11 protein-coding genes are annotated in these 12,424 nt (G+C 36.7%); 1 reads left to right on the top strand and 10 read right to left on the bottom strand.

Going from position 1 to position 12,424, the window contains the following annotated elements; genetic code table 11:
• Nucleotides 1-54: 54 nt before the first annotated feature.
• The 6 genes from cydC to sppA form a co-directional block, all read right to left on the bottom strand.
• The gene (cydC, locus tag JNUCC74_RS02470; RefSeq protein ID WP_454066767.1) at nt 55-1,764 is read right to left on the bottom strand and encodes a thiol reductant ABC exporter subunit CydC; all 1,710 of its coding nucleotides are present in this window, start codon (nt 1,762-1,764) and stop codon (nt 55-57) included.
• Nucleotides 1,761-3,497, bottom strand: coding sequence for a thiol reductant ABC exporter subunit CydD (gene cydD, locus JNUCC74_RS02465; protein WP_454066766.1), 1,737 nt, complete (start codon nt 3,495-3,497; stop codon nt 1,761-1,763). The genes cydC and cydD overlap by 4 nt, the downstream gene beginning before the upstream one ends.
• Nucleotides 3,498-3,595: 98 nt before the next feature.
• Nucleotides 3,596-4,609 carry a cytochrome d ubiquinol oxidase subunit II gene (locus JNUCC74_RS02460; RefSeq protein WP_454066765.1) on the bottom strand — a complete coding sequence of 338 codons (1,014 nt, stop codon included), beginning with the start codon at nt 4,607-4,609 and terminating at the stop codon, nt 3,596-3,598.
• Entirely contained in the window at nt 4,606-5,958 is a 1,353-nt protein-coding gene (locus JNUCC74_RS02455; RefSeq protein WP_454066764.1) for a cytochrome ubiquinol oxidase subunit I, read from the bottom strand. The genes JNUCC74_RS02460 and JNUCC74_RS02455 overlap by 4 nt, the downstream gene beginning before the upstream one ends.
• A gap of 923 nt (nt 5,959-6,881) precedes the next feature.
• Nucleotides 6,882-7,352 carry an RDD family protein gene (locus JNUCC74_RS02450; protein WP_454066763.1) on the bottom strand — a complete coding sequence of 157 codons (471 nt, stop codon included), beginning with the start codon at nt 7,350-7,352 and terminating at the stop codon, nt 6,882-6,884.
• Nucleotides 7,353-7,363: 11 nt separating this feature from the next.
• On the bottom strand, nt 7,364-8,356 hold the full coding sequence (sppA, locus tag JNUCC74_RS02445; RefSeq protein ID WP_454066762.1) for a signal peptide peptidase SppA: 993 nt from the start codon (nt 8,354-8,356) through the stop codon (nt 7,364-7,366).
• Between the two features lie 433 nt (nt 8,357-8,789).
• On the opposite strand from sppA, the gene pdxK reads away from it, so the two are divergent.
• Complete coding sequence (gene pdxK, locus JNUCC74_RS02440; protein WP_454066761.1) at nt 8,790-9,596, top strand: pyridoxine/pyridoxal/pyridoxamine kinase; 807 nt, start codon at nt 8,790-8,792, stop codon at nt 9,594-9,596.
• A gap of 233 nt (nt 9,597-9,829) precedes the next feature.
• Here the strand turns inward: pdxK and JNUCC74_RS02435 are convergent, their stop codons facing one another.
• From JNUCC74_RS02435 to JNUCC74_RS02420, 4 genes are all read right to left on the bottom strand, one after another.
• Nucleotides 9,830-10,732 carry a DUF5915 domain-containing protein gene (locus JNUCC74_RS02435; protein ID WP_454066760.1) on the bottom strand — a complete coding sequence of 301 codons (903 nt, stop codon included), beginning with the start codon at nt 10,730-10,732 and terminating at the stop codon, nt 9,830-9,832.
• A complete protein-coding gene (locus JNUCC74_RS02430; protein WP_454066759.1) occupies nt 10,696-11,136 on the bottom strand; it encodes a class I tRNA ligase family protein in 441 nt (146 codons plus the stop codon). Before JNUCC74_RS02430 ends, JNUCC74_RS02435 begins: the two co-directional genes overlap by 37 nt.
• Nucleotides 11,117-11,566 (bottom strand): hypothetical protein, encoded by a 450-nt coding sequence (locus tag JNUCC74_RS02425; protein ID WP_454066758.1) that lies wholly within the window; start codon nt 11,564-11,566, stop codon nt 11,117-11,119. The genes JNUCC74_RS02430 and JNUCC74_RS02425 overlap by 20 nt, the downstream gene beginning before the upstream one ends.
• Nucleotides 11,567-11,721: 155 nt before the next feature.
• The gene (locus tag JNUCC74_RS02420) at nt 11,722-12,069 is read right to left on the bottom strand and encodes a transposase (protein ID WP_454066757.1); all 348 of its coding nucleotides are present in this window, start codon (nt 12,067-12,069) and stop codon (nt 11,722-11,724) included.
• Nucleotides 12,070-12,424: the final 355 nt, after the last annotated feature.

The following is a 12,424-nucleotide window of genomic DNA, read 5'->3' as shown; positions in this document are numbered from 1 at the left end:
TTCCTCTTATTACTATTCCTTTACTACTCCCAAGTTTCACTTTATCTTATCAGCTTATAATAAATTGCTCTCCAGTTCTTTCATTTCATAGAAATAGCCTTGTTTTTGCATCAACTCAGTAAACGTACCTGTTTCGACGATTTCCCCATCTTCCATTACAATAATTTGATCCATCTGCTCCATTCCAGCTAATCGGTGACTAATTAAGACGACCGTATCGTCTTTCGCTTGCCTAAATAAATGACGATAAATCACTTGTTCCGTAATCGCATCTAAGGAAGAAGCAGGTTCGTCAAGCAGCCAAAACCTACCATCTTTTAGCATTGCTCTAGCTATTGCTAACCGTTGTTTTTCCCCGCCAGATAAATTTTCCCCTTTTTCATAAACCGAATCATCCAATTGGAAATGATCTAATTGAACTTTTGCAAGAACCGAATGTAATGCATCATCTGTCGCAGTATCATCAGCTAACAATAAGTTGTCACGAATCGTTCCATAAAAGAAATGATTTTCTTGAAGTACAACATTGCAAATCTTCCAGATGTCTTCCGGATGAATATCTGAAATATCCTTACCGTTCATACAGACCTTTCCTTTATTCGGTGTAACTAATTTCAGTATTAACTGCATTAATGTAGATTTTCCGGAACCACTCGCTCCGACAATAGCTGTTTTTGAGCCAGCAGGAAGATGAATATGAGCAGCCTTTACTGCAGCACGTTGCTCATCCGTAAAGGAAAATGTAACGTCTGTCATCTCAATCGTCGGTGCACCAGAATTTTCAAGCGGACTAGTTAGGTCTTTTGGTTCGTCATTTTTCTCTACCATTTGAAATAATCTCTCGGATGACTGTTTACTTTCATTAAAATGAATAGGAAAAACTGCCATTGCTGGCGCTTCTTCAAAGACCGTAAGTGAAATCATAACAAGCATTGCTAAGAAAATCCCTTCCAGATTCCCTTGACCAATGAGGTAAGCACCTACTGCAAGTACTGCCCAAGTAACGAGGAGAGAAACAAAGTTATTTAAAGACTGATTGAATAGTGTCGTTCTTTCTTCTTGCTCTTGTTCCTTAATGTATGAATATGAGGTTTCTAACAACCGCTTCTCCTTCTCTTGCAGCTGTTGATAAATTTTCAAATCACGAAAACCATATAATAATTCTGTTACCTCTGTCGATAAACTTGCCCGTTTCATACGTACTTGGCTATCAATTTTGCGCTGACGAATTACAAAAAGCGCAGGAATGACTATTGTAGTCAGTAAGAAGCCGATCAATAGCAAGATAGCGACTTGAATAGAATAAAAGGTTGTAAAAAAGATCGTACTAAGAAATACAAGCCCAAGCACAATAGGAGGATAGACAACTCGTAAGAAGAAGTTTTGTAAACTTTCGACATCACCAACAATACGTGCAAGTAAATCCCCGCTTCGGTACTTTTGAAATATTCCGGGCGCTAACGGCTCCAATTTTTCATAAAAAGCCATTCGCAATTGACTAAGCATCGTAAATGTCCCCCGATGCGAAACAAATCGTTCTCCATAACGGCTAAAGGCCCGTACAAAGCTTAACAATTTTACCGAAGCGATTAAAATAATTAATGTATAAAAAGGTGGGGCAAAGGCAGCTTTCGAAATCAGATAACCACTAGCAGAAAACAGCATAACCGTCGCAATTCCGGCAATAAACCCAAAAACAATCGAAAGAATAAGGTCCTTTTTTTCCTTCATCATCATTTTTGCCACAAATGCCAGTTCCTTCATTCTCCTTTCCCTCCTCGTTGCACTTCGACCATTTCGCGATATTCATCCACGTTTTGAAGTAATTTTTCATGTGTTCCTTCTGCAATCAGCTGCCCATTATCCAAAAACAGGATATGGTCTGCATCTTTTATCGTGTGTAGTCGATGAGCAACAGTAATAACCGTAGCAGTCTCAGCCAATTTCTGAATAGAGTATTGAAGGACTCGTTCCGTTTTTAAATCCAACCCCACTGTTGGCTCATCAAACAAAACAATGGTCGGTTTCTTTAGAAATGCTCTTGCCAAGGCCAATCGCTGTTTTTCTCCACCTGAAAGTCCTCTTCCGCCTTCACCTACTAGCGTATCAAATCCGTTATCTAGTGAAGTAATCATTTCTAAAATTCCTGCTTGTTCAGCTGCTCTCTCGATAGCTTTTCTTGATATTTCTGTCTTATTACCAATCGTAATATTATCAGCAATACTTCCAGCAAATATATACGGATGCTGAGAAATATAGCTAAGTTGCCTAAACCAGTCTTCCTCTTGATAGTTCCATAAAGGTTTCCCATCAACCAGGATTTGTCCCTCTGAGGGTGTAATAATCCCTGCAATTAAATGCAATAACGTTGACTTTCCAGAACCGGTTTTTCCGACAATTGCATTTTTCGTTAATGGCGAGAATGATGTATGAATTGGTTGTAAGGAAAACTGATCTTCACCGTATTGAAACCCTACACCTTGTAGTTCAATCTGTACAGGTATTGATGTTTTAGCAAGTGGACGTGTTCCCCATACACGGTTTGCTTCCTTATCCTTTTCCAGCTCTTCTTCTACCTTTTGGGCAGCTCCCATACTGCTTTTTCCGTTATGAAACGCTGTTCCCAGTTCACGCAGCGATGTAAAGTACTCTGGTGCCAGAACAAGAACAAAAAAAGCTTTGAAAAATGAAATACCATCAAACACAATTAATTGCAATGCTACCTCCAAAGCAACTAACCCGATCGCCAGCATGGAAATAAGCTCCAGCATAAATGACGACATAAATGCTACTTTTAAGATTTCCATGGTTGCATCGCGAAAACGTAAGCTACTCGTTTGAATTGTATGCTTTTGCCTCTTCGCTTTTGCGAATAATTTCAACGTGACGAGGCCTTGTAATGTATCGAGAAAGCGACCTGAAAAAGCAGCCAATTCTTCCATTTGCTCTTCAGACTTCTTTTTTGTCTGCATACCGATAATTACCATAAATATCGGAATAAATGGTGAAGTTACTAGCATGATTAATCCGGAATTAACATGTTCGATAAACACAAATATAATGATAATGAGAGGAATAATCGCTGAACGAATAACTTGTGGAATATAACTGCTAAAATAGCTATCTACTTCATCAATAGCATCCATCAACACACTAACCTTTTGTCCAGATTGTCCCTTTAAAGATGCTGAAACCGGATTCTTTACAAAGTGTGCGATTAGCTTTTGACGAAATTGCTGCTTAGCATTAGAACCTAGTTGAATTCCAATTTTTCCACTAAAGTAAGGAATAAAACTCCTTACTAATAAAATGAAGAATAATCCTCCCAATAATGGGAGGATTTCCTGAAATGTTTGTCCCTTTAAAAAGACGCCATCAATAATGGAAACAAGTAAGTAAGCTTGTACTACAATGGCGACACCCATTAAGAGAGAAAGCACAAACAGATATACCATACTTATTTTATTTGCTTTGAGATAAACTTTCATATTATGCATGTAGACGCTCCTTGTTTAAAGATGGGGCCTTCTTCGCCCTTTCTAAAGAGCATATTTCCCAATCTTAAGGCTTAAGACCGAGGTAACTGACTTATTGCTTATTTTTTCCCTTTTACATAGTCTGCGTCAAACAAGAACAGACGTAGTAGTAAAATTAATGAAGGGATTAATAGGAATAGACCTGCAATAAAAACGATGATTAGTGCAATTCCTGTTGATTCATGAGTTGCATTTTCATATACCGTTATATACGGATCTAAAATATATGGAAGATGACTTACACCATAGCCAAAGAAAGCAAAGAAAAATTGCAGCATCACACTAATAAACGCTAAACCATATCGCCTTCCTTGATAAATTAACCACATGGCAATCATAAAAAATCCTACTGATAAGCCAAACATCCACCAATAATCAAACATATTTTGATAATGGCGTTGATTATGCTGACCTAGTGCAATAAACGTCGTCAATGCAGCAATAATCGTAGGTGTACCCCAAAATAATGCGTATTTTCTTACAAGCTTTAATGCTTTAAAGTCATTGGCCCTTGCTGCATAGAAGGTTAAAAAGGTTGCACTGATAAACAATACAGATACGATCGCAAGAAATACGACACTCCAAGAATACGGACTGGTAAATAATGCAAAGTAATCTAAGGAGACTGTTCCACTTTCTTCTTTAATAAATCCCCCCTCTGACAGCGTCAGTGCTATTGACAAGGAGGCTGGAATTAATAATCCGGTAGCACCGTATAAAAACATATAAACATTACTTTTCTTCGATCCATAATTTTCAAATGCATAAAATGACCCACGAATTGCCAGTAAAATAATAGCTATACTTCCGGGCACTAACAGTGCAGTACCATAATAGTAGGCAGAGTCAGGGAAGAAGCCAACGATACCGACGAAAAAGAACACGAAGAACACATTAGTTACTTCCCATACTGGAGACAAATATCTGGAAATTAATTGGTTAATAATATGATCTTTTTTTGTTACTTTCGCATAATACGCATAAAAACCAGCTCCAAAGTCGACAGAAGCAACGATCAAATAACCATATAAAAAGAGCCATAATACCGTAATCCCAATTATTTCATAACTCATTGATTATCACCCTTTTCTATGGACGGGTATTTCTTTTCCAGTTCATCTTCTACCGGATTATTTTTAAATAGCTTACGAAGCACGACTACTCCGATTACACCAAGTGTTATATAAAGTAATAAAAATAGGATAAACATCCACCCTACATACGGTGACGTCGTTGCTGCTTCTTCAACTGTCATATATCCTCGCAATATCCATGGCTGCCTTCCTTCTTCTGCATAAATCCAACCAAATTCAATTGCTAGCATTGCTAGAGGTCCACTTAAAATAAGCAACCCTAGCATGAATTTATTATTTTCATTCCATCGTTTTAACTTTGAAAGGATAAGGTAAAGAAATGAAACGCCAAGTAAGAAGAAGCCAATAATTACCATTAAGTCAAACATATAGTGAATCCATAATGGTGGTCGTTCCTCTTCTGGAAATTCTTCTAGTCCAATTACTTCAGCATCAAAGTCACTAAATGCTAAAAAGCTAAGTAAACTTGGAAAACGTATTACTCCCTTTGGCTCATTATCTTCATTTAACCAACCAAAGAGAATTAAATCCGCGTTTTTCTCTGTTTCAAAATGCCACTCCGCAGCTGCCAGTTTTTCTGGTTGGTATTCGGCTAGGAATTTGGCAGAAACGTCTCCTGCTATTGCTGTAAAAATCGCAAATATAAATGTTAAGGTGACTGTTAGCTTTAATGCTTTTTTATGATATTCTCTTGTTTTCTTTCTTAGCAAACCAAATGCAGCAAATGCAGCTAAAATAGCAGCCACCGTTAAATATGCAGACGTCAATACATGAAAAACTTTTGTTGGTGTTGCCGGGTTAAACATCGTTTCCAATGGATTAATCGCTGCAAAGCCATTTTTGCCAATTTTAAAACCTTCCGGTGTGTTCATAAAAGCATTTACAGTTGTGATAAAGAACGCAGAAAGTCCACCGCCAATTACAATCGGTAATGAGAGCCACCAATGTGTCATTTGATTTTTAAATCGATCCCATGTATACATATAGATCCCTAAAAATATTGCTTCAAAAAAGAAAGCAAATACTTCCATAAATAGCGGCAAGCTAATTACATTTCCACCTAATTGCATAAATTCCGGCCATAACAAGGATAGTTGTAAACCGATAGCTGTTCCTGTTACTACTCCAATTGCCACAGGAATAATAAATCCTCGGGCCCATCGCCTGGCTAACATGATATAATGTGGATCTTTTTTCTTAATCCCAATAAACTCAGCAATGGAAATCATCAATGGGACCCCGACACCTAAAGTTGCAAAAATAATATGAAATACTAAAGTAATTGTCGTTAATAAACGACTCATTAAAACTGGATCTAAATCCATCATAACCGGCAATCCCTCCTATTTATCGGCATTCGCCTCTTGTTCAAAAGTGATCATTCAAACATTCATCAATTTATTTCCTTCAGCCTAATTTATATTAAGGAAAAGTTAATAATTAGTGATCAACTCACGTAATAATTAGTATAAACTATTTTCTAATAGAAAAGGACGAATTACCATGACAAAAGTATGACAAACCTCAAACAAAAATTTGTCTATTTATAATATTACATTCCCCACTATTGATAAATTACTCATGAAATTGAGAATTTCCCTAAAGTAACATAACTACATTGTAGTAACTTACATGGAAATAACAGGTAACAATACACCTATTTCATAAGTTTATCCATTGTCAATTACAGCGTTTCAAAAAAGTAGAACAAGCATTACTAAAGAAACTTGGATTGTATCCAAGTTCTGAAGATAGGTTGACTATCTAGCTTTGGCTCAATTAAAAAGTAAAATCGTTAAACTAACTTCTAAACGAAAATCTTATTCTTCATGTTGGAAAACTTGAAGGGAAATCAACCATTGTGCGCGTAACCTGTTAGAAATTAACATTTACTCAAGTTTCGTAACTTCATGCTAAAATAGTATCACGCATCTAAGATGTCATAAGATCTTCCACTTATAGAGTATATGATGAAGTCTTAGTGGGAGATAACAGATATATGTCCGCTTCGACCGCGTCTAAAGGACAGAGTTGCTACGATAGCGATACAACGCGGTTTTCATGGACAAGGATACTACGGCAGCGATATCGCATGCTTTTTTAAGGACGCCCAGATTTTAGCCTTTGTTCTATAACTATCAGTAGGAAATGAAGGGAAGACCCTCATAAATCAAGTTTCATCTTTATTTTTAAAAAGCACATAAACAGAAAAGTGATACACACCGGTACTGTTTATGTGCTTATTATTAGCTTAATCAACAAAAACTACTCTTGTATTACCAATCATATCGTGTATTCCTTGTTTCTCTTTCGTAAAAGCAACAACGATATAAAGAACAGCTAAAAAGGAAAATACACGATGAATAAATCTACCTATTACCTCTCTAAATAATAAATCATTCCATGTTAACTTTTCTCCATCTTCCCGAATAACTTTAATTCCCATAATCATTTTCCCTAATGTTTGACCGAACTTTTTCGTCATAAGCAGGAAATATAAATAGAACGTAATGGACGCAATAATGCCTGTTAACGTCCAAAATCCCATTTCAATAACTTCTCCATCATTAATGAATTTAAATGGGGTTAAAAGAATACCGTTAATACTTGCAACAACAATTAAATCCATAATATATGCCCAAAATCGCATCCAAAACCCAGCATATCTATATGTGTCACTGGTTATTTCCATCATTGCATTTTCAGCAGTAAGCTCACTCATTTTATCCCCCCTTAATTGGAATATAGGTACATGGCACGAGGAGCGTTAGACTCCCTAATTACATCCATGACGTTAAAAAGTTCTTTTTCTTTTGTAAATAACGAACCTAAAGATATGCCTAAATACTCTCTAAAGCCCATTGGTTCATTATATTTAACTACTTGAACATCATCAAGCTGATAATCTTTCGTCATATACGCAATCGTATCATCTAATGAACCCAGCTCATCGACTAATCCATTTTTCTTTGCCTGGCTACCAGTATAAACACGGCCATCTCCCAACTCTTTAACCTTGGATTCTGACATTCCCCTTCCATCAACGATAACCTTCACAAAATCATTGTACATATCATTGACCATTGTTTGTAAGATTTCTCTTTCTTCATTGGTCATCTTTCGTGAAAATGACATAATATCTTTATGTTTACCACTTTTTATCGTATTGAAATCAATACCCCATTTATCGGTTAATTCAGAAAGGTCATATCCTTCCATAATAACACCAATAGACCCGGTTAACGTTGCTGGATGAGCTATTACTTTATCAGCTGGCGCAGATATGTAATATCCCCCTGAAGCAGCAGTATTTCCCATAGAAACATAAATTGGTTTTTCTTTCTCTTTCTGGATTTCTTCTATTTTGTCATGAATTTCGTCACTTTCTACCACTCCACCGCCGGGTGTATTGATTCTAAGAATAATACCGTCAACTGACTCATCCTCCCCAGCTTCATTAAGCATTTCCAGAAACTGTTTATGATTATAAGAAGTTGTATTAACTAATGTACTAGGTGCTGTATCTTGAATAACTCCATCTAGATACAGAACAGCAATCTTATCTCCCATTCCTTCTTGTATGATCTCTTCTTCATACTTCTGATCCATTAAAGTAAACATGTCTGAAAAATTAGCAGTCGCAAAACTGCTGACAAACTGAAATCCAATTGATACAACTAATAATACTGCAGCAATAATGATTGCAAGCCAGCGTTTTGTATTCACTTTATCGCCTCCACTTTTCCCAATATTTTTGAGTTATATAAAATAATACACTACTTTTTCCATTTTTCTCAAGGAAAGCTTATAAATTACATTATTGGCGATAATGAAAAAATTATGCTTCCTCTCCATTTTAGCTTTTGCTTTATATTTACAGTATAGTAGCGCTTCATTTCAAAGCATCTCTTGTAGCTTTTGATATATCTCTCTCAACTTTCAAGTGCCTGATGCAGCTTTTGGGAGTTCTAGCTAAACTTTATAGTGATCTCTCTTACTTTTCAACTTTTATAAATACTATCCTGCTCGTTCTTTAATCGTACTTCATTTAAAATCCGAAGTTCTGAATTAGTATCTATTACTTTTAATCTGAAAAATTCTGTTATATTCTATATAGAAAGAATATATATGAACAATAATTATGTTTGGAGCGATAGCTATGACAATGAAGAAAACCTTAACTCTAGCAGGTTCTGATTCCAGTGGTGGCGCTGGTATTCAAGCGGATCTAAAAACATTTCAGGAACACGATGTTTACGGCATGACAGCTCTAACCTCTATCGTTACAATGGACCCCAATGGTTGGGGGCATTGTGTTTCTCCTATAGATGTAACGATTGTTGAAAAACAATTAGATACGATTCTATCTGTTGGTGTTGATGCGATGAAGACAGGAATGCTTGGTTCTGTTGATATTATTGAATTAGGAGCTAAGAAAATTTCCGATTATAACATAAGAAATTATGTACTAGATCCGGTAATGGTATGTAAGGGTGAAGATGATGTGCTGCAGCCGGAGAATACGGATGCAATGCGTGAACTGCTGCTTCCTCATACAATCATTACAACTCCAAACCTGTTCGAAGCTGGACAATTAGCACAAACAGGTCGGATCAAGACGATGGAAGAAATGAAAACAGCTGCTGTAAAAATTCATGAGTTAGGCGCAAAAAATGTTGTTATCAAAGGTGGAACTGCTTTTGACCATGAAAAAGCTGTTGATCTTTTTTATGATGGACAAGAATTTACCCTATTAAAAAAGGAAAAAATCCAGACAACCTATAATCACGGTGCCGGTTGTACATTTGCTGCAGCAATTACGGCTAATCTCGCATTGGAAAACTCTGTAAAAGAATCCGTTATTGCCGCCAAAGAGTTTGTAACTGCAGCCATTAAACATGGATGGAAGCTGAATAAATATGTAGGTCCAGTTCGACACGGTGCTTACACTAAATTAATTGATTAAAAACCCAGCTGTCAAACTTATTATAGTTAGGAGAAATTATGCACATATTGAACGATCATTCCATTGTGTCATTCATTAAAGTATATAAAAAAGAGCTGTCTGAAAAGAGGTAATTCAGCTCGTAAAGTAAAAAAACTAACCCCAAGAATGTTGTTAAATCAGCATTCTTGGGGGTTTATTTAATTTGGTGCTAATTAGTCAAAAACGAACTTTTTAGACAACCCCTTTTTCAATTAATCGATCCCTAAACGTATACTTTCCCCATCGATTTCAACCGTCTTCATTACGGCTGTTTCACCAAATTTTAGATCACTTATTAATAAATTAGTTGTTAGTAAATCTTGAAATTGCTTAATGACATCCTTTATGGGATCACTTACATCAAAAGTAATACATACACGTTTATCAACTGGTAAATGTAACTCTTTTCGGTAAAGCTGCACAGCGCGTATGAGTTCGCGAGCTAGCCCTTCTTGCTCTAGCTCTTTTGTTATGACCATATCTAAGAGCACCGTATAAGGTTGGTTGGCAGCCATTTCTACTCCTGCTTTCGTAACCTGTTTCACGATGAGATCTTCTTCATCAAGCAGCAGAGATTCTCCTGAAGGTAAAGTTAGTTTACAGTCTCCTTTTACCATTTCAACTATAGATTCATCAGATAACTGTTGCAGCTGTTTTTGCAAAAGGCCTGTCCGTTTTCCTAATTTTGGCCCGGCTGTAGAAAAGTTCAATTTGACTTCATAGTGAACTTGATCTTCAAGATCGCTTCCTAGATACACATGCTTAACGTTTATTTCATCTTTTATAATCCATTCATATTTTCTTAAAAACTGTACAGCTTCTTTATCTCCTATGACAGTCAGTGAAGCTAAAGGCTGTTTCGTCTTGATTTTGGATAGATTGCGGGCATGCCTTGCAAGTTCTACAACTTGAAGAACCCTTTCCATTTCTTGCTCAAGCTGATCATCTATACCCGCTTCATTATAGTTAGGAAAATCAGCTAAATGAACACTGTTACCGGTAAGCTTTACATGAATATCCTCTGTGATAAATGGAATGAATAGAGCAAGTAACTTGCTAGTTGTTAGTAATACCTCTCTTAATGTAAGGTAAGCGGACAATTTGATATCTTCCATCCCTTCACTCCAAAACCGGTCACGAGAACGGCGAATATACCAATACTCACCTGGTCTACAAATTCTGCTAAGACTTTAGCAGCTAAGGTAAATTCGTATTCATCCAAATAACGATTCACCTGGTTTACTACCGTCTGTTGCCGTGACAATATCCATTTATCCAACAATGTTTGTTTTCCTTTACTATGTTGTTGTGGGTCAAATTGATCGATCTTAGCGTACAGAGCATAAAAAGCGTACACATTTTGCCACGTATCGATCAATTTAGATTTCGCTTGTGCAACTAAATTTGCTGAGAAGCGTTTATTATTCCACGGTGCACTATCCGCCAATAAAGCCCAACGCAGTGCATCTGCACCATATGTTTCTACCAGTTGCATTGGGTCAATATTCTGTACGCGCATTGGCCTTACCACGCACGATTGGACGTACATGGGCTTGATTAATACTGACAATACGGTCGTTGATACTCATACTTTTTGCTTCAAACATCATTTTCTGCTGGCGATACAATTCTTGAATGACAAGAAGGTCACGATACTGCTTCTTACTTAATGTGTGAAGGCTTGCTGCTCCGAGTTTCATGACGTGTTTCAAATTGCGGTAGACACAACCCAATTGTTGTTGAGTTGCTTTACGAATTTTTTCTTTACCAGGTTTTCGTTGCTTGGATAAGGACAGATACTGCTTTCGTGCCTTTTTACGATAAGTACGAGGTTTACGCTGTTTTGCAATGAAAGGTGCGTGAAGCATATCAATCACTTTTTCTGCTTGATTCAATAGTCCAACATCGGTTGGATAGGCAATATCAGACGGTGTGCAAGTGGCATCCAATAAGAGTTTTCCTTGATGATATTTTTTGGTTGCTTGACTCTCTTTTGATTCAGAAGATCCACCCGAAGATGGCGTGCCACCATCCTGATCTGGAGAGTCATTCTTAGAACGTTTATCGGAGGAAGCTTCTCGTTGTTTTTGAACAATACGCTCATTTAAATCGTTAATGAGTTTTGATCAAAACGCTTACGAAAATGCGTCATAGAAGAAGCATCAAAAGGTGCTTTTTCCTGAAATTCGTGCAGACCAATAAAGTACTGCAAATATGGATTTTCCATAATCGCAAGTACTGTTTCCTCATCGCTGAGCCTCATCTTTTCTTTGGTAATTAGAGATCCAAGTGCAAGGCGAACTGGATAAGCCTTACTTCCTTCATTGAGATTTCCTAACCGCTTAATATAATCCGATTCAATTTCTGCCCAAGGGATAAGAAAAGACAGGGTAATCCAACGATTGTCAGGGTTCGGCCTACCACCAAATGGTAGAAAAAATTCATCAGGCATGATTGTTACTTCCCATTTTAAATTACTTTGCACCTTATTTCGAGGAAAACAGTTACAAATAGGATAGAATCAAGGATTTATAATTATTCAGTAGTCCCTACATAGACATCTTAGAATTAAGCATAATTTCTTGAAAGTTAGATGATATTTTGAGAAAACATTAAAGAGTAAAAGGAAGAAAAATAAGGAAATTTCGTACAAACGAAATTTTTTTAGGCACAAAATTAGAAACAGACAAAAAGACCCTTGTCACAAACTTGCTATGACAAGGATTAGAGCTGTTATCTAATGCTGCCTTCCATCTCGAAACGGATAATTCTCTATTATCATTTTCTATCAAAATAGCTCAAAATAT

This window comes from Cerasibacillus sp. JNUCC 74, from assembly GCF_053667775.1.
This window is presented reverse-complemented; position numbering and strand designations above follow the sequence as displayed.

Bases quoted from the DNA above. Each gene is read 5' to 3' on its own strand.
- cydC (WP_454066767.1), bottom strand. From the start codon at position 1,764: ATGAAGGAACTGGCATTTGTGGCAAAAATGATGATGAAGGAAAAAAAG.
- cydD (WP_454066766.1), bottom strand. From the start codon at position 3,497: ATGCATAATATGAAAGTTTATCTCAAAGCAAATAAAATAAGTATGGTA.
- JNUCC74_RS02460 (WP_454066765.1), bottom strand. From the start codon at position 4,609: ATGAGTTATGAAATAATTGGGATTACGGTATTATGGCTCTTTTTATAT.
- JNUCC74_RS02455 (WP_454066764.1), bottom strand. From the start codon at position 5,958: ATGATGGATTTAGATCCAGTTTTAATGAGTCGTTTATTAACGACAATT.
- JNUCC74_RS02450 (WP_454066763.1), bottom strand. From the start codon at position 7,352: ATGAGTGAGCTTACTGCTGAAAATGCAATGATGGAAATAACCAGTGAC.
- pdxK (WP_454066761.1), top strand. From the start codon at position 8,790: ATGACAATGAAGAAAACCTTAACTCTAGCAGGTTCTGATTCCAGTGGT.
- JNUCC74_RS02435 (WP_454066760.1), bottom strand. From the start codon at position 10,732: ATGGAAGATATCAAATTGTCCGCTTACCTTACATTAAGAGAGGTATTA.
- JNUCC74_RS02430 (WP_454066759.1), bottom strand. From the start codon at position 11,136: ATGCGCGTACAGAATATTGACCCAATGCAACTGGTAGAAACATATGGT.
- JNUCC74_RS02420 (WP_454066757.1), bottom strand. From the start codon at position 12,069: ATGCCTGATGAATTTTTTCTACCATTTGGTGGTAGGCCGAACCCTGAC.